Below are 21,334 nucleotides of genomic sequence, written 5' to 3'. Positions count from 1 at the left end.
TCGATCACGACCAGTGTGCGGCCGGCCCGGTCGCACTTGTACTCCAGCTGCCTGCGCAACTCGCCCCAGCCCGCGTCGGAGATGGCACGGGCGAGACGGCGGTTGCGCACCATGTTCCTGACCGACAGGTCCTCGATCGCGATCACGCCGGCCGAACGCACCAGGCCAGTGGTGGTGCGATGCAGGAAATCCTGCCGGGCGGCGCGGACCTTGCGATGCGCGCGGGCGACCTTGGCCCTGGCCTTGCGGCGATTGCCGCTACCGCGCTCACAGCGGGCCATCCGTCGTTGATAACGGGCCAGGTTCCGGGCCTTGCGGACCAGATGCCGCGGATTCGTGATCCGCTCGCCGTCACTGGTCACCACCAAGTCTGTAAGACCGAGGTCGACACCGATCGCGTGCCGGGCGGGCTCAGCCGGAACGGGCCCGGTGGTGTCCACGGCGAACGTCACGTACCAGCGGCCGTCCGGCTCACGCGACACCACCACCATCGTCGGCTCCAGCGCGGCCAGATCCACGTCACCGAACGACCACACGAACCGCAACGGCACACTGGTCCTGGCCAGCGTCAGCACGCCCTCGCGCATCCGGAACGCCGAGCGGGTGTAGTGCGCGCTCTGCCGCCCGGTACGGGACTTGAACCTCGGCAAGCGGGCCCGCCCGGCGAAGAAGTTGCCGAACGCGGTGTGCTGATGGCGCAACGTCTGCTGCAACGGAACCGACGACACCTCTGACAGAAACGCGAGTTCCCCCGTGCGTTTCCACCCGGTCAGCGCCGCATCGGTCTCCCGGTACGAGGTACGCGCACCCTCCGCGCGGTAACGGTGGTTCCGCTCGCTCAAGGTCTTGTTCCACACCAGACGCGCACACCCGAACGTGCGGTTCAACACCGCAGCCTGCTCAGGGGTCGGGTAAGCCCGGCACTTGTACGCCGTTCGCACCAACCACAACCTACCGGGAGCACCATGACGACCACCACGCAGGACCGCCCGCCTGCACACCGAGTGCTTGGACCGCCCCAACTCCTCCAGAACACTCCTGGCGAAGTCCGGATCCCTCCCTGGCCTGAAGGCCGGGCCTCCACCGGAGGCCGTGGTGACCGCACGGGTCCTTGATCCGTTTCCGTGCCACGCCAAGTTCGAAGACCCACGAAAACGCCGGAGCCACCCTTCCGCAGGGTGACTCCGGCGAAGCCGAAAACGGAACCTCAGCCGGCAGCCTTGGCAGCCCGACGATCCGCAGCGTCCAACACCGCCCGAACCCAATCCAACTCCTCGGTCCCACAGGCCCCCTCAGCCGCAGCACGACGAAGCCGGACCCAAAGCCCCAGGTCGGTCCACTCCTGGAACCGCCGGTGCACCGTGGGCACAGTCACCCCGAACGAAGCCGGCAGGTGCCGCCAAGCGCACCCGGACGTCAGCACGAACACGATGGCGGTGAACACCGACCGGTTGCAGACCCGGCCGCGCCCGCCACCCTGGCGGCGCACCTTGGCCGGCGGGATCAGCGGTTCGACCACGGACCACAGGTTCGCGGACACCAGGCGGGCCGACAGCTGTTCGATGACGTCACCGCGGCCGGGCTCCTGCTCCGAGGGCCACGCGGACGTGCGCATCCAGGAGTCGCGGTGCGTCAGGTCGGCGGGGCGCGGGTCCTGGCGGACGGACTCGGCGCGCTGCCGGGAGCGGAGCAGGGTGGCCAGGCCCGTGTCCTCGGCCGTGGTGCGGCGCTGGGGGACGGCGTAGGCCTGGTGTTGCTGGGCGTGGCGCGTGATCTCGGCGCCTACCGTGCGGCGGAACGACGGGGTGCCCGCGAGGCGCGGGTCCACGGGCTGGCCGTAGCGGACCGGGGTCTGGGCCACGGCCGCCTGGCGTGGTGGGACCTGGCGCGGAGGGACGGGGCGCCCTGGCACCTGACGGGGCGGGACCTGGCGCGCGAGGCGCGGGTCCGGGGTGCGAGCGAACTGCGAGTCGGTCATGGTGTGGTCCTCCGCCAGGACTTTTCCGTCAGGTGACAGCGCTCACAGTAGGAAGGCGGGCTGAAAAAGGGTAAGTACGTAGGCCATAAAAGGCGATGAGCGGCTGCGCCGTGGCGATGCGCGGCTCGCCCTGTTGAGACGAGTGGTGCACTGTCTGCGACGAACGGATAACCGGTCGTGGTACCGCTCTCACGATCGGGTGGCGGAGCGATCACTCCATCGCCGAGGGGACTCCGTCGTTGACGCCCCGGATACCGTCGAGGCGTGAAGCTCTTGGCCACCAGCGATCTGCACGTCTCCTACCAGGACAACCGCGACGTCGTGGCGGCGATCGCCCCGCCGGACCCGGCTGACTGGCTGATCATCGCCGGGGACGTGGCGGAGAAGTTCGACTCGACGAATGGACGCTGCGGACGCTCCGCCCGAAGTTCGCCCGCGTGATCTGGTCGCCGGGCAACCACGAGCTCTGGACCACCAAGGACGACCCCAACCAGTCCCGCGGCGAGGTGCGCTACAAGCAGCTCGTGGAGCTGTGCCGCAGCCTCGACGTGATCACGCCCGAGGACCCGTACGTCACGTTCGACGGTCCCAAGGGCCCGGTCACGGTCTGTCCGCTCTTCCTGGGCTACGACTACTCCTTCCGGCCGCAGGGTGCCACGGACGTGCAGTCGGCCCTCGCCATCGCGCACGAGGCGGGCGTGGTGTGCACCGACGAGTACTTCCTGCACCCCGACCCGTACCCGTCCCGCGAGGCGTGGTGCGAGGCGCGCGTGCGGGAGACCGAGGAGCGGCTCGCCCAGATCAGCGGGCCGACCGTGCTGATCAACCACTACCCGCTCGTCCGCGACCCCACGTTCGTGCTGCGCTACCCCGAGTTCGCGCTCTGGTGCGGCACGTCGCTGACCGCGGACTGGCACCGCAGGTTCAACGCGGTCGAGATGGTCTACGGCCACCTGCACATCCCGCGCACGACGGTCTACGACGGCGTGCGCTTCGACGAGGTCTCGCTCGGTTATCCGCGCGAGTGGAAACCACGCGGCACCACCCAGGTGAAGCTGCACGACGTGCTGCGGGAGTCATAAGTGCTGGAACAGCTGTTTCCCTCGCCCATCGCGGTGGTGGAGCGGTACGACGACGACGAGCCGGTCGAGCTCTTCCCCGAGGAGGAGGCCCAGCTCGGCAACGCCGTGCCCAAGCGCCGGTTCGAGTTCGGCACGGTCCGCGCCTGCGCCCGCGAGGCCATGCGGGCCCTGGACGTCGCGCCCGCCGCCATCCTGCCGGGCCCGAAGCGCGAGCCGCTGTGGCCGGACGGTGTCGTCGGCAGCCTCACGCACTGCGCGGGCTACCGGGCCGCGGCGCTCGCGAGGACGAGCGACTTCGAGACGATCGGCATCGACGCCGAACCGCACCTGCCCGCGCCGGACGGCGTGCTGGGCGCGATCGCGATCCCGGCCGAGCTCGACAGGATGCCCGGTCTGAAGGCCGAGGACCCGAAGATCTGCTGGGACCGGTTGCTGTTCAGCGCCAAGGAGACCACCTACAAGGCCTGGTTCCCGGTCACGCGGCGCTGGCTCGGCTTCGAGGACGCGGACATCACGCTCGACCCCGGCGGCACCTTCCACTCGCGCATCCTGCTGCCCGACTCCCCGATCGCCGGGTTCGACGGCCGCTGGCTCGTGCAGGGCGAACTCCTCGTCACCGCCATAGCCGTGCCCGCGCGCGAGTAGGGCCGTGCAGAGGCGGTCCGCGAACTGATCACCGTGGTGTTCAGGCGGATCGAACGACGTGGTCGGCACCCCGGCTCAGCGCGGTCATGCCGAGCGGGATCGCCTGCCCGGCCACCGCGACCGCGCGGTCGCGCTCGGTTCCGGGGAACGTGAGCGGATCGCCCTGCACCGAGCCGTGATCGGGCAGCCGCACCTCGGCGAACCGGCACGGCAGGCCCGCCTCCTCCCGCGCGGCCAGGCCCGGCCGCGCGGTGAACGCCCTGTGCAGTGCGCCTGTCCGGTCTCCGGCCGCGTCCTGGTCCTGTGCCCGCTCGCGCCCGAACACGCGCAGCAGCTCGTGGAACCGGTAGCGGCCTGGACCGGCGCACTCCAGCAGATGCGCGTCGGCCAGGCTGTCGACGATCTCCTCCGCGTCCGTCACCCCGATCTCCAGCAGCGGCCCGGCCACCCAGCCGGGGAAGTCGGGCGCGTCCAGCAGGCTCAGCAGCCGGAACGCCCGTTGCTGGTCCTCGGCCAGCGCCCGGTAGCTCGACGCCAGGCTGGCGCGCGCCTCCAGGTCGTCGATGCGCAGCTCGTCGAGGCGCGTGCCCTCGCACGCCAGCCGTTCCGCCAGCCGCCCGACAGTCCAGTGGGACCGCCGGGCAAGCCGCGATCCGGCGATCCGCAACGCCAGCGGCAGGTTGCCGCAGTAGCGCGCGACGTCGGCGGCGGCGAGAGGTTCCGCGGTCATCCGGTCCTGGCCGGCGATCGACGCCAGCAACCGCACCGAGTCCTGCGGGCCGAGAACGTCGAGGTGCACCGCGTGCGCGCCCGACGTCTCCACGAGCCGCACCCGGCTGGTGATCAGGACCGCGGACCCCGCCGACCCCGGCAACAGCGGCCTTACCTGTGCCATGCCCGCCGCGTCGTCCAGCACGACGAGCACCTGCCGTGCGGCGAGTTGCGAGCGGTACAGGGCGGCTTGGGCGTCCAGGTCGTCCGGCACCGCGTGCGGGTGCACGCCGAGCGCGATCAACAGCTCCACCAGCACGGTCGCCGGATCACGCGGCGACGGCGAGGTGCCGCGCAGCCGCACGTAGAGCTGCCCGCCGCGGAACCCGGTGCCGACCTCGTGCGCCACCCGCACCGCGAGCGCGGTCTTGCCGACACCCGCTTTGCCCACGATCACGGCAGGTCTTCGCTCTTCGGTCAGAATCCTGACCAGCTCGGTCGTCTCGGCCACGCGCCCGACGAAGTCCTCCGCGCCGGGCGGCAGCTGCATCGGCCGCACCACCCGCGGCGCCGCGGACGTGCCGCGCAGCACCTCCTGACGCAGCCGCTGGATCTCGTCGCACGGCTCGACCCCGAGCGCCTCGCCCAGCACCGCTCGCAGCGCCCGGCAGGTCTCCAGCGCCTCGGCCCGGCGCCCGGCCCGGTGCTGGGCGAGGATCAGCCGGCGCCACAGCCCCTCCCGCAACGGCGACTGCCGCACCAGCGCGCCCAACTCGGTGATGACGGTGCCGAACTGCCCGGCCGCCAGGCGCGCGTCGGCGAAGTCCTCGCGGGCGGCGGTGGCCATCTCCTCCAGCCGCACCACCTCGCCCTCCAGCCACCCGCACCGCGGCACGTCCTCCAGCGGCTCACCCCGCCAGCCCGACCACGCCTCCTCCCAGACCGCCACGGCCTTCACGGCGTCCCCCGACGCCAGCTCGGCCCGCGCCTGCTCGGCGGCACTCTGGAAGAGGGTGCTGTCGAGCTCGTCCGGCTCGACGTGCAGCCGGTAGCCGCCGCAGTCGGTGACCAGCCGGTCCGCCAGACCGATGGCGGCCAGCTCACGCCGCAGCCGGCTCACGTGGGTGTGCACGTTGGCGATCGCCGACGCGGGTGGCCGGTCACCCCAGAGGGCTTCGACCACGGCGGGCAGGCTGACCGGTTGACGTGCTCTGAGCAGCAACGCGGCCAACAGCGCCCGCTGCCGCCGGCCTGCTTGCGGCAGGCGTCGTCCGTTGTTCCTGACGCACAGCGGTCCGAGGACCGCGAACGTCGCTGTAGCAACCAAGGCTCCCCCACCCGGTCCAAGCAACGACTTCGGACAGTAACAGCGCTATCACGCGCGGACACGGGTCGAAGGTTGCCCAGCCGATCGGATTCATGTGGCGGGCTTGTAGGTGCCGTGTAGAGCGGCTCCCTAACTTCCCTTCCGGACCGCGGAAGTCCGCGATTTCCACAGAGGGGACACATCACATGGAACTCAAGGGAATGCTGCGCCGGACCGCCGGCACGGGGGCTGTGCTCGCGGCGGTGGGCGCGGCGCTGATCGCACCCGCCTCCGCCACGGCGGCTCCGGCGACGCAGGACGACGTCACCGCCGCGGGGATCGTGAAGCTCCTGCACGCGAGCACTCGCGCCTGCCTGGACTCGAACTCCCAGGGGCACGTCTACACGCTGTCCTGCAACGGCGGCGACAACCAGAAGTGGAACAACTTCACGCAGGGCAAGTTCCGCAACGTCGGCACCGGCCTGTGCCTGGCGGGCAGCAACGGCGGATCCGCCTACACCACCAGTGTCTGCACCAACACCGCCACCAGCTGGACGACCGACGGCACCTCGCCGACGAAGATCCACCACGTGCCGACCGGGCAGTGCCTGAACGGCCCCGGCGGCAGCCCGCAGGCTGTCGGACTGGACCCGTGCGGCTCCTCCACGCGTTGGAGCGTCCTGGCCGGCTGATGCCGGGCGCCGGCGGGCCGCCCCGGGGCGGCCCGCCCGTTCCGGAACAAAGAGACACGAGTGTCGGCTTGATCAACCATGGTGCACAGTGGTGGGGTGAACCCTCGACCGCCGGGAGGCCACCATGGGCGAGGACGTCGCGAAGCACGAGTTCACGCGCGAGGACCGAACGCGGTACCGCACCAAGGTACGGCGTTGCCTCGACGTGTTCGCGCGGATGCTGCGTGAGGCTCGCTTCGACTTCGAGAGGCCGATGACCGGCCTCGAGATCGAGATCAACCTCATCGACGAGAACGCCGATCCGGCGATGAAGAACCACGAGGCGTTGCAGGTCATCGACGACCCGGACTTCGTGACCGAGCTCGGCCAGTGGAACATCGAGATCAACGTCGCCCCGCGCCGGCTCGCGGGCGGCGGCATCACGGCCTTCGAGGAGACCGTCCGGCGCAGCCTCAACTCCGCCGAGCAGAAGGCCCGCGAGGTCGGCGCGCACATGGTCATCAACGGCATCCTGCCGACCTTGCGCCCCAAGGACATCTCCCCCGACCTGCTGTCGGGCAACCCGCGCTACGCGTTGCTCAACGAGCAGGTGCTGGCCGCGCGGGGCGAGGACCTGCAGATCTCCATCGACGGCGTCGAGCGCCTGCACCTCACGGCGAACTCGATCGTCCCCGAGGCCGCCTGCACGAGCACGCAGCTGCACCTGCAGGTCAGCCCGGAGCAGTTCCCCGCCTACTGGAACGCCGCCCAGGCCATTGCGGGCGTGCAGGTCGCGATCGGCGCGAACTCGCCGTTCTTCCTCGGCAAGGAGCTGTGGCGCGAGACCCGCATCGCGTTGTTCCAGCAGGCCACCGACACCCGCGGCGACGAGCTCAAGGCCCAGGGCGTGCGGCCGCGCGTGTGGTTCGGCGAGCGGTGGATCAACTCGATCTTCGACCTGTTCGAGGAGAACGTCCGCTACTTCCCGGCGCTGCTGCCGATCTGCGACGACGAGGACCCGCTGGCCGTGCTCGACAAGGGTGACACGCCCGCGCTGAGCGAGCTGAAGCTGCACAACGGCACCATCTACCGCTGGAACCGGCCCGTGTACGACGTGGTGCGCGACCGGCCGCACCTGCGCGTCGAGAACCGCGTGCTGCCCGCCGGGCCGACCATCGTGGACACCCTGGCCAACGCGGCGCTGTACTTCGGTCTGGTGCGCGCGCTGGCCGAGGACGAACGTCCACTGTGGTCGCAGATGAGCTTCCAGGCGGCCGAGGAGAACTTCAACGCCGCCTCGCGCAACGGCATGGACGCGCAGATGTACTGGCCCGGCGTCGGCACGGTGCCGGTCGTCGAACTGGTGCTGCGCCGCCTGTTGCCGCTCGCCCACGAGGGTCTGATCCGCTGGGGCGTCGACTCGGCCGAGCGCGACCGTTTACTGGGCGTCATCGAGCAGCGGTGCCTGAGCGGCGTGAACGGCGCCACCTGGCAGGCGCGCGAGTTCCACCGGCACTACGACCACACGCACATGGACCGGGCGGACGCGCTGCGCACGATGCTGCGGACCTATGTGGACCTGATGCACGCCAACGAACCCGTGCACACCTGGCCGTTGACATGACAGATGCGGGGTGTGACCGCGAACGGCCACACCCCGCATCTGCGCTCTGTCAGGCCCTACAGGCGCCCCGGCTGCTCGTGGGAGCACCCTGCCTGTACTGGTTACTCGTTCAGGACGTCGGGAAGTTGTCCGGCGTGCGAATGCGTTCACGCACCCAGACCCCGGCCGGCTTCAGGACGCTGGTGCCCGCGAACGTGGTGCCCGAGCAGGTACCCGTCTTGAACACCGCGCCCGTCAGGCCGTCGTCGGAGTAGTTCCAGTTGGCCCACGAGATCTTCTTGCGGGCCATCAGGTCGATGTACTTCTGCGACATGGTGAAGTCGTTGGTGCCACCACCGGACGCGGCCTGCGTGCCGAACTCGGTCACGAACACGGGGACCTGGCTCGACACCTGGTCCAGCACGCTCAGGTAGTCGTCCCGGTGAGCCTGGGCGTAGAAGTGGAACGAGTACATGAAGTTCGTCGCGTTGACCCTGTTGTTCAGCACCTCGGACGGCGAGTCGCCGTCGGAGTGGCCGAAGGTCGACCAGCCGTTCGTGCCCGAGACGATCAGGCTGTCCGGGTCGATGTTGCGGATGACCGGGATCATCTGCTCGGCGTAGGACTTGACGCTCGCCCACGACGTGCCGTTCGGCTCGTTGGCGATGTCGTAGATGATGTTCGTCTTGTCCTTGTGCCGGTTGGCGATCTCCGTGAAGAACGTCTTGGCGCGCGACAGGTTGTAGTTCGGGTCACCGGGCGAGAGCTGGTGCCAGTCCACGAGGACGTAGATGCCGCGGCGCGTGGCTTCCTCGATGTACCCGTGCATCATGTCGGTGAACCTGCGGGGGTCGGTCTCGTAACCGTCCTCCTGGATGTACATGGCGACGCGGATGAAGTCCGCGTTCCAGTCGTTCACCAGCGCGTCCCACCACTGGGACTTGGAGCACTGGTGGTACCACTGGATGCCGTGCGTGCTCATGCCCCGCAGCTGGATCGGCTTGCCGTACTGGTTGCAGAGCTGCACACCGCACACGCGCAGCAGGCCGTTGATGTCGTGCGGCCTGGTGCCGCCCGGCGTGCCCGGCTGGGTGCGCACCGAGACGGAGTTCGACGCCCCGGACAGGTTGCCCGCCGCGTCACGCGCCTGCACGGTGAAGGTGTACGCGGTGTCCGGCGTGAGACCGGTGACCGTGTACGTGGTGCCGGACGCGGTCTGCCCGTTGGACAGCACGTACCCGGTCACGCCCACGTTGTCGGTGGACGCGTTCCACGCCAGCGACACCGAGGACGCCGTGGTGCCGGTCGAGCGCAGGCTGCCGGGAACCGAGGGGGCCGCGGTGTCCGGGGTGCCCGACTGGGCGTCGACGTCGACGCGGTCCAGGTTCGGGCCGCCGTTGACCGTCGTCGCGACAGTCTTGATCTTGTTCGAGCCCGCGTTCAGGGTGACGGTCGTCGACTTCGTGGTCCACGACGTCCACGCGCCCGTGCTCGGGAACGCGAACTGGCTCGCCACCACCGAACCGTTGACCGAGATGTCCATCGGGCGGTTCGCCGTCTGGCCGTTGGCGAACCGGAACGTGAGCGTCGCGGGACCGGCGGTGCCCGCGTTGACGGTGAACTCGACGGAGCTGCCGACCTCGTTGTCGTAGTTGACGAAGCCGGAGCCGGTGAAGCCGGCGTGGTTCGACTCGACGAGGCCGTTGGAGATGGTCGCGCTCTCCGCCTGGTACTGGACCGGAGCGGCGACCGCGACGGCCGGGACGACAGCGAGTGTCAACGCTGCCGGGACGACTAACAACAGGGATCTGGCCACAGGGTGCCTCCTGTGTGAGGGGGACAGCGGGGCGCGGCGGCGATTTAGTTAAGAAGGTTTCCTATCAGTAGTGGCTTGAATCACAGCACCAGACCACTGCTCGTGTCAACAAATTCGGGCGACCGGAACAAGAGGGATGAGGCATCCTCGATCACCTGATGCGATCCACAGTCACCGTGACACCAGCACAGCTTCCGGAGGTGCTGCTGCACGTCGCCGTCGTCCGACCGGTCTTCCTCTGGGGAGCACCGGGTATCGGCAAGTCCTCGCTCGTCCGCAAGTTCGCCACCGAGCTGGGCCTCGAGTGCGTCACGCTGCTCGGCACGCAACTCGCGCCGGAGGACCTCATCGGAGTTCCGGAACTGGTCGGTGGCCGATCCCGGTTCGCCCCGCCGGAGTCCATCGCGCGGCACGACCCCTACTGCCTGTTCCTCGACGAGCTGAACGCGAGCTCTCCCGAGGTGCAGAAGGCGTTCTACTCGCTGATCCTCGACCGGCGCATCGGCTCCTACGAGCTGCCGAAGGGCTCGATCGTGATCGGCGCCGGCAACCGGGCTGTCGACAACGCCCTCGCGCGTCCGATGGCGTCCGCACTCGTGAACCGCATGATCCACGTGCACCTCACGGCCTCCGCGCGCGATTGGCTGGCATGGGCGCGTGAGAGCAACATCCACCCGTGGGTGCTGGAGTACCTCACGCAGCGTCCGGACCACCTGTGGAGCGCGGCACCGAAGGTCGAGGAGTCGTTCTCCACGCCGCGTGGCTGGCACATGCTCTCCGACGCGCTGCACTCGTTCGGCGACGACATCTCCGAGGACCTCCTCGGGGTGCTGGCGTTCGGCACGGTCACCGCGAACCACGCGTCGATGTTCAAGGCGTACGTGAAGACCGTGCGCAACGCGTTCGGGCTGGAGGCCGTGCTGCGCGGGGACGTCCGCTGGCCGTCGGCGCCCCAGGACCGCGACCTGCTCTACTTCCTGGGCGAGGCGTTCCGCGCGCGGCTGGTGAAGGAACTGCCGCACGACAAGACGCACGCGTCCCCGGCGGGCAAGCAGCTCGCGCACCGGGGCAAGGCGCTGCTGCTGGAGCTGGCGGAGCTGTCGCTGGAGATCGCGCAGATGGTGATCGCGGCCGACGACGACGGCAATCCGGTGCTGCCCGCGTGGTTCCTCGTCGAGGTCACCCGCGATCTGCCCCGGCTGGTCGCGGCACGCGCATGAGCAAGCGCAGGAAGGCCTTCGTCGACCAGGCCGCGCTGGACTTCGAGGCCGCCCGCGCGGAGATCCGCCTGCATCCGCTGTTCGCACCGTTGAGCAGCTACGAGAGCCGGGATTCCGACCACCCGTGGGCGGACATCTCGCTGGACGGGTCGCTGCGCGCGCATCCGACGCGCAAGGCGAGCGAGGCCGAGTGGGTGTGGGTGTTCGCGCATTGCCTGCTGCACCTGGGGTTCGGCACGGCGTCCTGCGACGACGTGCTGGACTTCCAGCCCGCGATCCGGCTCGGCACCCGCCCGGTCTCGTGGGAGCCGGGCCGGTGCGTGCGCGGTGGACCGGCCGCGGACCCGCGGAAGTGAGCCGAGCGGTTCGCCTCCGGGCTGTCCAACGCCGCCGTGGCCGCGATCGACGTGGCGGGCGGCGCGCGGTCGTCGTTGTCCGATTCGCGGCCGGTGCGCAGCGAGTGGGACCTCGCGCTGAGCTGGTTCGTGTCGAACTACCCGCTGCTGGGTGCGCTGGCGTCGACGATGAAGGTGGTCGCGGACGCGGAACTGGCGCGGGGCTGGGACATCTCGATCGCGGCGGTGTCCACGGCCTCGGCCGAGATCTACGTGAACCCGCTGGCCGGATTGACGAAGCAGGAGTGGCGGTTCGTGCTCGCGCACGAGATGCTGCACGCCGCGCTGCGCCACTGCGACCGGGTCGGCGGGCGGGACCCGTACCTGTGGAACATCGCCGCCGACTTCGTGGTGAACGGCTGGCTCGTCGAGATGGCCGTCGGCTCGGCACCGGAAGGCGTGCTGCACGATCCGGCACTGCGCGGCCTGTCGGCGGAGTCGGTCTACGACCGGATCGCGGTGGACCTGCGGCGGTACCGGAAGTTGCTGACCCTGCGGGGCCACCACCAGGGCGACCTGCTCGGTGAACCGCTGCGCGGGCCCGCCGATGTGACGGATCTGGACGAGTTCTACCGGCGGGCCCTGCTGACCGGCCTGAGCTACCACAGCTCGTCCCGCGGGCTCCTGCCCGCCGGGCTGGTCGAGGAGATCCGGGCGCTGGAGCACCCGCCGTTGTCGTGGGACGCCCAGCTGGCGCGGTGGTTCGAGGAGTTCGTCCCGGTGGTGGAGAAGCGGCGCAGCTACGCACGTGCGTCGCGGCGGCAAGCGTCCACTCCGGACATTCCGCGGCCCGGCTGGGTGCGGCCGGAGTCGCTGGAGTCGCGCTCGACGTTCGGCGTCGTGCTCGACACGTCCGGCTCGATGGATTCCAAGCTGCTGGGCAAGGCGCTGGGCGCGATCGCCTCCTACGCCGCGGCACGTGACGTGCCCGCGGCACGCGTGGTTTTCTGTGATGCGATGGCATACGACGCCGGATATGTGCCCGTGGAGGACATCGCGGAGCGGGTGACGGTGCGCGGGCGCGGCGGCACGGTGCTGCAGCCCGGCATCGATCTGCTCGAACGCGCGGACGACTTCCCTTCGGGCGGCCCGATCCTGGTGATCACCGACGGGTGGTGCGACGTGCTGCGGATCCGGCGCGAGCACGCGTTCCTCATACCGGCGGGCGCGCACCTGCCGTTCCGCGCGCGTGGCCCCGTGTTCCGGATGTCCTGATGGAGATCGCCTGTGACGAGTCGGGGTCCGAGGGCGAGAAGCTCGTCGGCGGCGTCACGGCGGTCTTCGCGCACGCCGGGGTCTCGTTGTCCGAGGCCGAGGCTTCGGGGTGCGTCGAGTCACTGCGCCAGATGATCAAGTCACCCGCCTTGGAATACAAGGCGAACCACCTGCTGCGGACGAAGAACCGCTGGGTGCTGCTGTGGTTCCTCGGCCCGGACGGTCCGCTGGCCGGTCGTGCCCGCGTGCAACTGGTGGACAAGCGGCGGTACCTGGCCTCACGGGTGCGGGCGGAGTTCGGCTCGGTGACCGGGCCGCTGGAGCTGTACAACGACCTGCTGCGCGCCCGCGGCCCGCGCGGGGCGCTCGACCCGTTGTTCCCGGCGATCCTGCGGACCGTGGCGCAGTGGGAGGGGCCGGTGTCGATCGTGCACGACCAGCAGTTGTCGCTGACCGCCGGCCGGATCCAGCGGCTCAGGGAACTGGCGCCACGGCTGGAAAGCCTGACGCTGGTCGACTCGCAGCACGACGCCCGAGTGCAGGTCGCCGACTTCCTGGCGGGCATCGCGCGGCGGGTCGCGGAGGAGGAACTGAACGGAAAGCCGGACCGAGAGGCGATCGAGTTGCTGATGCCCTACGTCGTCGGGCCTACGATGTGGAATGCCTGACGCCATATTCGCCGACCCCAGGTTGGCCAAAATCTACGACGCCTTCGACGGGCCTCGCCTCGACCTGGAGTTGTATCTCGGGATCGCGGCCGAGGTCGAGGCGAGGAGCGTGCTCGACATCGGGTGCGGAACGGGACGTCTGGCGGTGTTGCTCGCCTCGTCCGGCCGGACGGTCGTCGGAGTGGATCCGGCGCTGGCCTCGCTGGAGATCGCCCGTGCCAAGGAGTCCCGGGTCACCTGGATTCACGGCGACGCCACCACGCTGCCCCCGATGTCGGTCGACCTCGCCACGATGACCGGGAACGTCGCGCAGGTGTTCCTCGGGGACGACTGGGAGGCCACGCTCCGGGGTGTGCACGGGGCGCTGCGACCCGGCGGGCACTTCGCGTTCGAGACGCGGCGGCCGGAGGAACGGGCCTGGGAGGACTGGGCCCGGGTGAAGCCGCGGGTGCTGGTCGGCGTGCGCGAGGAGTTCGACCTGCTCGACGTGAGCATGCCGTTCGTGTCGTTCCGCCACACCTACGGTTTCCCGGACGGCTCGGTGATCACCTCGGACTCGACTCTGCGGTTCCGCTCACGCGCCGAGGTCACCCACAGCCTGGTGCGCTGCGGCTTCGAGGTCGTCGACGTGCGGGACGCGCCGGACCGGCCGGGCCGCGAACACGTGTTCCTGGCACGCAAGGTCAGCTGACCAGCGCCGGCTGCTTCCAGGCCTGCACCAGCCACGGCAGGATCCTGGGCAGGCGGTCGGCCACGATGTCGTGCAGCACCAGCACGATCCGGCCGGTGCGCACGGGACCGGCGTCGAGCCACACGACGTGCATCAGGACGCCGGTCTGCAGGTCGAGGCCCGCCTCCGCCTCCGCGAGGGCCGCGGGGGTGGCGGCGGCGGGATCCGCGACCTCGTGGTGCGCGAAGCCGGAACGACACAGCTCAGGATGCAGTTCCACCAGGGACTCCATGGCGGCGGCCAGACGTCCCACGCCCAGCCCTGCCCGAACCTGCACCGTAATGGTTCTCACGTTAGGAGAGCCTAACCTAGGTTCCACCCCGGATCACGCCCACTGAGTCCCAGGACACGGTCGAGCAGAGGCGCGTTCGAGTCGACCTCCACCGCGGCTCCGAAGAGCGAGCCGTCCCGGTCGTCCGGGCCGATCTCCGCCACGAAAGCGTGGACGACCTGGAGCAGGTCCTCCTCGACCTCGAACGGCTGCCCGGTCGCCTTCGCGAGATCCCAGCCGTGCAGCACGATCTCGTCCAGCGCCACGGCGCCCGCGACCTCACCGGGCAGGTCGACGCCGCCCGCGCGGGTCATGCCCTCCCAGGCCTCCGGCGCACGCCAGGCCGTCGCGAGCTCGGCCAGCCGTTGCGGGATCGACTCCCGGAAGTCGAGCGGCAGCCGGGACGCGTCGCCGGAACCCGCGCCCTCCAGCGGGGTCTTCCGCGCCGCCATCGTGAACGCGACCGACAGGCCGTTGACGTGGTCGAGCAGGTCGCCGACCGTGTAGTCCGGGCACGGGGTCGGCGCCTTCAGGTCGCCGTCCGTCACGTTGCGCACCAGATCCGCGAGCCGGTCCGCCGCGGGGGTCAGATCGAACATCAGTAGCCGTCGCCTCCCCAGAACTGCTCTTCCAACGTGTCCGCGGTACCGGCGAGCAGCTGGAGCGGGTCGGTGAACTCGTGGATGTCGAGGTCCTTGAGCGGCAACGAGTGCCGCACCACGACGTGCTCCCCCATGATCGCGAGGCCGCACGCGACGGTGGAGTTGCCCACCTCCGCCAGCACCGCCCGGAGGTCGACGTCCTTGGCCAACCCGCACGGGGAGGCGATCTGCACCCACTCGTGCATCTTGTCGAGCACTTCCCGGACGATGATCACGACCTGCGTGCGGTCGTCCTCGTCCTCCTCCACGTCCCCGAAGGTGAAGAGGATCCTCAGCTCTTCGCCCTCGTCGTGGACGACGTCGTACGTGGCGCGGACGTAATCCGCGAGGTCTCCCCAACTCGCCATGGCGCAACCCTACTGGCCGCGATCGCCCACAGCCCGACAACGAGCACAGCGCCCACTTCGGCGATGAGCAAGATCCTCTCTATGTAGCCCAACGGGAACACGCGCCACCACCGAACGTCCGACACCATGCCCATCACAATGGCGTACAAGATCGGCATGAATGCGACAACGCTTAACAAACCGGACGTCATCGTCCACCTCGCGTGCTTTCCCCACACGTGGTCCCTGAGCCACGGCCGCGCGAGCAGAATGACGGCGATCGGCAGGCTGACGAACGCGAGCATGCTGCCGAACCGGTGGATGCTGCCGCTGAGCTCGTTGGTGCCCATCGCCCAGTTCGTCTTCGGGAACGCGACCACGAGGAAGAGGCCGGCCGACCACAGGGCGAGCGCGATCGAGCCGCCGGACCGCCACCTCGTCAGCCCCTTGTGCACCAGCACGCCGAGGATCGCGAGCGACCCGGCGGCCAGCAGCACCACGGCGACGTCGAAGACCGGGCGGTAGTCGCCCAGCGCGTACTCGCTGATCGTGCGGCGCAGGGAGCCGACGGTCAGGTCCAGCAGACCGACCATGGTGATCGTCGCGACGACGGCGAGCGCACCGCCGATGGCGGCCAGGCGAGGTATGAGCACATGACGGACAACGTCCGGGTGAACGCGCCGGGTTCCTGAGTTCAGGAACCCGACAGGTTGTACCCAGGATCCCGACAGGATCAGCCGAAGACGCTGCCGCACGTGATGTTGACCTGCGCGCCCGTGATCGTGCGCCCCCAGTCCGAGGCCGCGAACACAGCAGCCCGCCCGACGTCGTCGAGCGTCGCCGCCCGCCCGAGCAGCGTGTCGCCGACGATGTCCTCCTCGATCGGCGCCCGATGTTCCAGCGGAACCGACTCGGGGATGCCGCCGGTCTGCAGGGTCACCACCCGCACGCCGTTCGGGCCGAGCTCGGCCGCGAGCTGACGCCGCATCGACTCCACCGCGTCGAACGCCGCGAGCAGACCGCCGAGCCGCCACTTGCGGTGCGCCGACGGCTCACCGGTGCCGCCGAAGAACAGGATGACGCCGGAGCGCTGCCTGATCATGTGCCGGGCCGCCGCCCTCGACGTGAGGAACTTCGACCGGACCGCCGACACGACGGGGCTGAGGTAGTCCTCGACGCTCATCTCGACCATCGGCGTGCCCTGGACGTCGTTGTCGGTGGTGACGTTGACGGAGATGTCGATCCGCTCGAACGCGGCGGCGTGCCGGTCCACCGCCTGCTCGTCGAGCGCGTCGACCACGGCGTACTCGGCGCCGAGCTCGGCGGCCCTGGCCTTGAGCGTCGCCTCCGTGCGGCCGGCCAGGTGCACACTGGCGCCCGCTTCGGTGAACGCGGCGGCGATCGCGCCGCCCACGCTGCCCGCACCGCCGTAGATGACTGCGGTCTTCCCGTTGAGGTTCATCGGCTCGCCGGTCATGGTGCCGAGGCTAGTGTCCGCGCCGGGAGTTCGCGCGGGGTTCCCCGCGTGCGGTTCGTGGCGGCGTGGCCGGAGGTGGCCTGCAACGGACGGACCGGCCTCAGCGGCGAGCTTTCAGCGCGGCCCACCAGCGCCTAGTTCAGCGCGACGCCCGCCTCGGCCGCGACCGCCTCCGCCACCGCCGTCAGCGCCGGCGAGTCGAGCTTCCACTGCTGCCAGTACAGCGGCACGGAGATGGTGCGGCCCGGCACGAGGTCGACGAGGCCGTCCTGGAGTTGTTGCGGCGGCACCATTCCCCAGCCGAGGCCGGCCACGATCGCCCCCACGTACACCTCGGACGACGGCACGTAGTGGCGGTGGTCAGAGGCGCCACGGCCGCGGGTGAGCGTGCGCACGAAACGGTCCTGCAGGTCGTCGTTGCGGTCGAACACGACGACCGGCGCGTCCGGCAGCCACGACTTCGGCGGGCCGTCCTCGTGGCGCTCCACAAAGGACTGGGTGGCCATCGCCGCATAACGGATCTCGCCCAGCTTGGTCACCGAGCAACCCGCCACCGGCTCACGTGAGGACGTCACCGCCGCCATCACCAGCCCCTGCCGCAGCAACGCCGTCGTGTGGTCCTGGTCCTCGCGGTGCAGGTCGAACGAGATCCGCAGGTCGGGCGGCACCCGTTGCAGGGCGGGCAGGAACCACGTGGCGAGCGAGTCGGCGTTCACCGCGATCGGCACCCGCACGACCGCGTCCTCCCCGAGCGCCGCGTCGAGGTCCTGGTCGAGGGCGAGCAGTTGCCGACCGTAGCGGACGATCACCTCGCCCGACGGCGTCAGCCGCACCGGGCGCGCCCGCACCAGCAGCACGCGGCCCGTTCGTTGCTCCAGGGCCTTGATGCGTTGCGAGACAGCGGAAGGCGTGACGTGCAGCGCTGCGGCGGCCGCGTCGAACGTGCCCGCGTCGACGACCGCGAGCAGCGTGCGCACCAGGTCGAGATCCATCACAGCTGCTAATGGTACTTAACAATCTTTAGCTGGTCTCATCAAGACGGCGTGAATACCGTGGAACCTGTGACTGACCTGCTGCTCGGCTTCGGCACCATGATGACCCTGATCGTCGCGATCGGCGCGCAGAACGCTTTCGTGCTGCGCCAAGGACTTCGGCGGCACGCGGTGGCGAAGGTCGTCGCCGTGTGCGCCCTCTCGGACGCGATTCTGGTCGCGGTGGGCGTCGCCGGGTTCGGCGTGATCGTGAAGAAGTTCCCGCAGGCGATCACGGTCGCGGCGGTCGTGGGCGGGATCTTCCTGCTGGGGTACGGGTTTCTGGCGGCATGCAGGGCGTTCAGGCCTTCGGCGCTGAACGCGGGAACCGAGACGAACAGCCGGCCCGTGCTGACGGCGCTCGCGCTGACGTGGCTCAACCCGCACGTCTACCTCGACACGCTGCTGCTGCTCGGCTCGATCGCGGCCGGACGGTGGCTCTTCGGGGTCGGCGCCGTGACGGCGAGCATCACCTGGTTCGTCGCGCTCGGGTTCGGCGCGCGGCTGCTCAGCCCGTTGTTCGCGAAGCCCCGCGCGTGGCGGGTGCTGGACGGCCTGATCGCCGCCGTGATGATCACTCTCGGGGCGACCCTGATCGCCGGGTCGTGATCATCACCAGCACCGCCGCGACGGCCAGGACACCGCTCGTCACGGGCGCCGACGCGCCGGCGAAAAGGGACGCCGAAGCGAGGCCCGCGCTGACCAGAGCACCGATGACGACCCGAGGCCGCAGATCACCCACGTTCCCGACCCTAGCCCACGACACGCGCATGTTGGGTGGTGATCCAGACACCACCCCCACATGTAGTATCTGCCGCGCCAGTGGTTCACCGACCCGACTCAACCGGGCCGGTGAGGCAAGAGGGAACCCGGTGGGAATCCGGGACTGCCCCGCAGCGGTGAGTGGGAACGAAAGCCGTCAACGAAGCACTGGGTCGCGAGACCTGGGAAGCGACGGCCGGTAGGCGCCAGAGGTACGCCCACGAGTCCGAAGACCTGCCATTGGTGTGCGCGCAAGCCTGCGCGCACGACACGGTGCCCCGAGGGAGGGCGACTGTGTGCACCAGTGGTGTCGACCGCTGGCGCGCGCACGCGTTCCCCCGGGCCGATCTCGGAGGAGAGAGCGTGCCCGACCGCCTTTCAGTGGTCATCAACGAAGCTTGCGCCGGCCTGCCCAACGCGTCCGCCGAGGCGGTTCTGGCCGAGACCAAGCGCACCCTCTACGACGGCATCACCGACGCAGAGCTCGCGCTCGCGCCGATCATGGCCGCCCGCACGATGGTCGAGCACGACCCGGACTACTCCTACGTCAGCGCCCGGCTGCTGCTGGACAAGCTCCGCGCCGATGCCTGCGGAATCCCCTTGTCCCACGCCGAGATGACCGAGCGCTACCCGTCGTACTTCGCGGACTTCGTGCGCCACGGCATCGAGCTCGGCCAGCTCGACCCGCGCCTGGCCGACTTCGACCTGGCCAGGCTCGGCGCCGCACTCGACGCCTCCCGCGACCTGAACTTCCAGTTCCTGGGCATGCAGACGCTCTACGACCGCTACTTCCTGCACCACGACGACCGCCGCTACGAGCTGCCGCAGGCGTTCTTCATGCGCGTCTCGATGGGCCTCGCCCTCGAAGAGGACGACAGGAACGCCCGCGCGATCGAGTTCTACGAGCTGCTGTCGAGCTTCGACTTCATGTGCTCGACGCCGACCCTGTTCAACTCGGGCACCACGCGCCCGCAGCTCTCGTCGTGCTTCCTCACCACTGTGGACGACGACCTCGCCGCCATCTTCCACGGCATCAGCAACAACGCGCTGCTGTCCAAGTTCGCCGGCGGTCTCGGCAACGACTGGACCCCGGTGCGCGGCATCGGCGCGCACATCAAGGGCACCAACGGCAAGTCCCAAGGTGTCGTGCCGTTCCTCAAGGTGGCCAACGACACCGCGGTCGCGGTGAATCAGGGCGGGCGCCGCAAGGGCGCTGTCTGCGCCTACCTGGAGACCTGGCACATCGACGTCGAGGAGTTCCTCGACCTGCGCAAGAACACCGGCGACGAGCGCCGCCGCACGCACGACATGAACACCGCGAACTGGGTGCCGGACGAGTTCATCCGCCGCGTGCGCGCGAACGGGCGGTGGACGCTGTTCTCCCCCGACGAGGTGCCGGACCTGCACGACGCGTTCGGCAGCGAGTTCGCCGAGAAGTACCGCGCGTACGAGGAGATGGCCGACAACGGCGAGATCAAGGTCTTCCGCCGTGTGCAGGCCGTCGACCTGTGGCGGCGCATGCTGACCATGCTGTTCGAGACCGGTCACCCGTGGATCACGTTCAAGGACCCGTGCAACCTGCGTTCGCCGCAGCAGCACAGCGGTGTCGTGCACTCGTCCAATCTGTGCACCGAGATCACCCTGAACACCGCGGCAGACGAGGTCGCGGTCTGCAACCTCGGGTCGGTGAACCTCGCCCGGCACGTGACAGAGAACGGCATCGACCACTCTCGGCTCGAAAAGACCGTGCGCACGGCGGTGCGCATGCTCGACAACGTGATCGACGTGAACTACTACACGATCCCGGAAGCCAGGAACTCCAACCTGAAGCACCGGCCGGTCGGCCTGGGGCTGATGGGTTTCCAGGACGCGCTGTTCACGCTCGGCACGCCGATGGCGTCGCAGGAGGCCGTGGAGTTCGCCGACCGCAGCATGGAGGAGATCAGCTACTACGCGATCTCCGCGAGCGCCGGGCTGGCCCAGGAACGTGGCGCCTACGCGTCGTTCGAGGGATCGTTGTGGAGCAAGGGGATCCTGCCGATCGACTCGGTCGAGATCCTGGCCGCCACGCGCGCCGAGGGTGAGCTGGAGCAGAACCGCGAGTCCACGATGGACTGGGAGCCGGTCAGGGCCATGGTGCGCAAGGGCATGCGGAACTCGAACGTCATGGCGATCGCGCCGACCGCGACCATCGCGAACATCACCGGCGTGAACCAGTCGATCGAGCCGCTGTACCGCAACCTGTACGTGAAGTCGAACATGTCCGGCGACTTCACCGTGGTCAACCCCGACCTGGTGCGGGCGCTCAAGCAGCGGGGGCTGTGGGACGAGCGGATGGTCTCGGACCTCAAGCTGCACGACGGCAGCCTCGGCGCGATCGACCGGGTGCCGCCGTACCTGAAGGCCCTGTACGCCACGGCGTTCGAGGTCGACAGCTCGTGGCTGGTCGAGGCCGGCAGCAGGCGCCAGAAGTGGATCGACCAGGCGCAGTCGCTGAACCTGTACCTCTCCCAGCCGAGCGGCCGCAAGCTCGACGAGCTCTACCAGCTGGCGTGGTTGCGCGGCCTCAAGACCACGTACTACCTGCGCACGCAGAGCGCGACGCACGTGGAGAAGTCCACGTTGCAGGGCACCGACGGCAAGCTCAACGCCGTCTCCCCCGTCGCCGTGGACCCGAACTGCTCCATCACCGACCCCGACTGCGAGGCCTGCCAGTGACCGAGAACCTGATCGAGGCGGGCGCCGCGCGCGTCTCCGTCGACGAC

General features: G+C 69.6%; 19 protein-coding genes, 2 pseudogenes and 1 riboswitch. Of the genes and pseudogenes, 11 read left to right on the top strand and 10 right to left on the bottom strand.

The window, feature by feature from the left end:
• Positions 1–941: transposase (locus AB0M48_RS42000; protein ID WP_363853808.1), on the bottom strand; the 941-nt coding region annotated here is incomplete at its 3' end.
• 278 nt (positions 942–1,219) lie between these two features.
• Positions 1,220–1,615: pseudogene (locus tag AB0M48_RS41995) on the bottom strand (transposase); the annotation flags it as partial.
• A gap of 627 nt (positions 1,616–2,242) precedes the next feature.
• Between AB0M48_RS41995 and AB0M48_RS41990 the strand changes: the two are divergent.
• A pseudogene (locus AB0M48_RS41990) lies at positions 2,243–3,060 on the top strand (metallophosphoesterase).
• Positions 3,061–3,705 carry a 4'-phosphopantetheinyl transferase superfamily protein gene (locus AB0M48_RS41985; RefSeq protein WP_363853805.1) on the top strand — a complete coding sequence of 215 codons (645 nt, stop codon included), beginning with the start codon at positions 3,061–3,063 and terminating at the stop codon, positions 3,703–3,705.
• Between the two features lie 40 nt (positions 3,706–3,745).
• Here AB0M48_RS41985 and AB0M48_RS41980 read toward each other — a convergent pair whose 3' ends face one another.
• Complete coding sequence (locus AB0M48_RS41980) at positions 3,746–5,743, bottom strand: BTAD domain-containing putative transcriptional regulator (RefSeq protein WP_363853801.1); 1,998 nt, start codon at positions 5,741–5,743, stop codon at positions 3,746–3,748.
• A 185-nt stretch (positions 5,744–5,928) separates the two neighbouring features.
• Here AB0M48_RS41980 and AB0M48_RS41975 point away from each other — a divergent pair, with 185 nt between their 5' ends.
• Entirely contained in the window at positions 5,929–6,414 is a 486-nt protein-coding gene (locus AB0M48_RS41975; RefSeq protein ID WP_363853798.1) for an RICIN domain-containing protein, read from the top strand.
• A gap of 124 nt (positions 6,415–6,538) precedes the next feature.
• On the top strand, positions 6,539–8,017 hold the full coding sequence (locus AB0M48_RS41970) for a glutamate--cysteine ligase (protein WP_363853795.1): 1,479 nt from the start codon (positions 6,539–6,541) through the stop codon (positions 8,015–8,017).
• 109 nt (positions 8,018–8,126) lie between these two features.
• Here AB0M48_RS41970 and AB0M48_RS41965 read toward each other — a convergent pair whose 3' ends face one another.
• A complete protein-coding gene (locus AB0M48_RS41965; protein ID WP_363853793.1) occupies positions 8,127–9,812 on the bottom strand; it encodes a cellulase family glycosylhydrolase in 1,686 nt (561 codons plus the stop codon).
• A 158-nt stretch (positions 9,813–9,970) separates the two neighbouring features.
• Between AB0M48_RS41965 and AB0M48_RS41960 the strand changes: the two genes are divergently transcribed.
• From AB0M48_RS41960 to AB0M48_RS41940, 5 genes are read left to right on the top strand one after another with little or no spacing between them, the layout of a single operon-like run.
• Complete coding sequence (locus AB0M48_RS41960; protein ID WP_363853790.1) at positions 9,971–11,032, top strand: MoxR family ATPase; 1,062 nt, start codon at positions 9,971–9,973, stop codon at positions 11,030–11,032.
• On the top strand, positions 11,029–11,388 hold the full coding sequence (locus AB0M48_RS41955; protein WP_363853787.1) for a hypothetical protein: 360 nt from the start codon (positions 11,029–11,031) through the stop codon (positions 11,386–11,388). The genes AB0M48_RS41960 and AB0M48_RS41955 overlap by 4 nt, the downstream gene beginning before the upstream one ends.
• A gap of 36 nt (positions 11,389–11,424) precedes the next feature.
• Positions 11,425–12,642 carry a hypothetical protein gene (locus AB0M48_RS41950; protein WP_363853784.1) on the top strand — a complete coding sequence of 406 codons (1,218 nt, stop codon included), beginning with the start codon at positions 11,425–11,427 and terminating at the stop codon, positions 12,640–12,642.
• Positions 12,642–13,310, top strand: coding sequence for a DUF3800 domain-containing protein (locus tag AB0M48_RS41945; protein WP_363853781.1), 669 nt, complete (start codon positions 12,642–12,644; stop codon positions 13,308–13,310). The genes AB0M48_RS41950 and AB0M48_RS41945 overlap by 1 nt, the downstream gene beginning before the upstream one ends.
• On the top strand, positions 13,303–14,001 hold the full coding sequence (locus AB0M48_RS41940) for a class I SAM-dependent methyltransferase (RefSeq protein WP_363853778.1): 699 nt from the start codon (positions 13,303–13,305) through the stop codon (positions 13,999–14,001). Before AB0M48_RS41945 ends, AB0M48_RS41940 begins: the two co-directional genes overlap by 8 nt.
• Here AB0M48_RS41940 and AB0M48_RS41935 read toward each other — a convergent pair.
• From AB0M48_RS41935 to AB0M48_RS41910, 6 genes are all read right to left on the bottom strand, one after another.
• Complete coding sequence (locus tag AB0M48_RS41935) at positions 13,994–14,332, bottom strand: hypothetical protein (protein WP_266034553.1); 339 nt, start codon at positions 14,330–14,332, stop codon at positions 13,994–13,996. The two genes, AB0M48_RS41940 and AB0M48_RS41935, sit on opposite strands and share 8 nt — an antisense overlap.
• A gap of 11 nt (positions 14,333–14,343) precedes the next feature.
• Positions 14,344–14,910, bottom strand: coding sequence for a TIGR03086 family metal-binding protein (locus tag AB0M48_RS41930; protein ID WP_363853774.1), 567 nt, complete (start codon positions 14,908–14,910; stop codon positions 14,344–14,346).
• A complete protein-coding gene (locus tag AB0M48_RS41925) occupies positions 14,910–15,320 on the bottom strand; it encodes a hypothetical protein (RefSeq protein ID WP_363853772.1) in 411 nt (136 codons plus the stop codon). Before AB0M48_RS41925 ends, AB0M48_RS41930 begins: the two co-directional genes overlap by 1 nt.
• Positions 15,245–15,952: a DUF998 domain-containing protein gene (locus AB0M48_RS41920; protein WP_363853769.1), complete on the bottom strand. Its 708-nt coding sequence runs from the start codon at positions 15,950–15,952 to the stop codon at positions 15,245–15,247. The genes AB0M48_RS41925 and AB0M48_RS41920 overlap by 76 nt, the downstream gene beginning before the upstream one ends.
• 80 nt (positions 15,953–16,032) lie before the next feature.
• Positions 16,033–16,761: an SDR family oxidoreductase gene (locus AB0M48_RS41915; RefSeq protein ID WP_363853820.1), complete on the bottom strand. Its 729-nt coding sequence runs from the start codon at positions 16,759–16,761 to the stop codon at positions 16,033–16,035.
• 149 nt (positions 16,762–16,910) lie between these two features.
• The gene (locus AB0M48_RS41910) at positions 16,911–17,768 is read right to left on the bottom strand and encodes a LysR family transcriptional regulator ArgP (protein ID WP_363853766.1); all 858 of its coding nucleotides are present in this window, start codon (positions 17,766–17,768) and stop codon (positions 16,911–16,913) included.
• A gap of 99 nt (positions 17,769–17,867) precedes the next feature.
• On the opposite strand from AB0M48_RS41910, the gene AB0M48_RS41905 reads away from it, so the two are divergent.
• The gene (locus tag AB0M48_RS41905; protein WP_363853817.1) at positions 17,868–18,416 is read left to right on the top strand and encodes a LysE family transporter; all 549 of its coding nucleotides are present in this window, start codon (positions 17,868–17,870) and stop codon (positions 18,414–18,416) included.
• Between the two features lie 197 nt (positions 18,417–18,613).
• Positions 18,614–18,826: riboswitch (cobalamin riboswitch) on the top strand.
• Positions 18,827–18,932: 106 nt separating this feature from the next.
• Entirely contained in the window at positions 18,933–21,287 is a 2,355-nt protein-coding gene (locus tag AB0M48_RS41900; RefSeq protein ID WP_363853763.1) for a ribonucleoside-diphosphate reductase subunit alpha, read from the top strand.
• The last annotated feature ends 47 nt before the right edge of the window (positions 21,288–21,334 follow it).

Origin of the sequence: Lentzea sp. NPDC051208, assembly GCF_040682435.1 — a bacterium.
GTDB lineage: Bacteria > Actinomycetota > Actinomycetes > Mycobacteriales > Pseudonocardiaceae > Lentzea > Lentzea kristufekii.
The sequence above is the reverse complement of the archived record's forward strand: the minus strand, read 5'-3'. Positions and strand labels throughout refer to the sequence as shown.

What these genes read in the sequence shown, in the direction of transcription:
- AB0M48_RS41915 (WP_363853820.1), bottom strand. Translation starts at nt 16,761, where the DNA reads ATGAACCTCAACGGGAAGACCGCAGTCATCTACGGCGGTGCGGGCAGC.
- AB0M48_RS41940 (WP_363853778.1), top strand. Translation starts at nt 13,303, where the DNA reads ATGCCTGACGCCATATTCGCCGACCCCAGGTTGGCCAAAATCTACGAC.
- AB0M48_RS41910 (WP_363853766.1), bottom strand. Translation starts at nt 17,768, where the DNA reads ATGGATCTCGACCTGGTGCGCACGCTGCTCGCGGTCGTCGACGCGGGC.
- AB0M48_RS41925 (WP_363853772.1), bottom strand. Translation starts at nt 15,320, where the DNA reads ATGGCGAGTTGGGGAGACCTCGCGGATTACGTCCGCGCCACGTACGAC.
- AB0M48_RS41905 (WP_363853817.1), top strand. Translation starts at nt 17,868, where the DNA reads ATGATGACCCTGATCGTCGCGATCGGCGCGCAGAACGCTTTCGTGCTG.
- AB0M48_RS41930 (WP_363853774.1), bottom strand. Translation starts at nt 14,910, where the DNA reads ATGTTCGATCTGACCCCCGCGGCGGACCGGCTCGCGGATCTGGTGCGC.
- AB0M48_RS41975 (WP_363853798.1), top strand. Translation starts at nt 5,929, where the DNA reads ATGGAACTCAAGGGAATGCTGCGCCGGACCGCCGGCACGGGGGCTGTG.
- AB0M48_RS41945 (WP_363853781.1), top strand. Translation starts at nt 12,642, where the DNA reads ATGGAGATCGCCTGTGACGAGTCGGGGTCCGAGGGCGAGAAGCTCGTC.
- AB0M48_RS41970 (WP_363853795.1), top strand. Translation starts at nt 6,539, where the DNA reads ATGGGCGAGGACGTCGCGAAGCACGAGTTCACGCGCGAGGACCGAACG.
- AB0M48_RS41955 (WP_363853787.1), top strand. Translation starts at nt 11,029, where the DNA reads ATGAGCAAGCGCAGGAAGGCCTTCGTCGACCAGGCCGCGCTGGACTTC.
- AB0M48_RS41960 (WP_363853790.1), top strand. Translation starts at nt 9,971, where the DNA reads ATGCGATCCACAGTCACCGTGACACCAGCACAGCTTCCGGAGGTGCTG.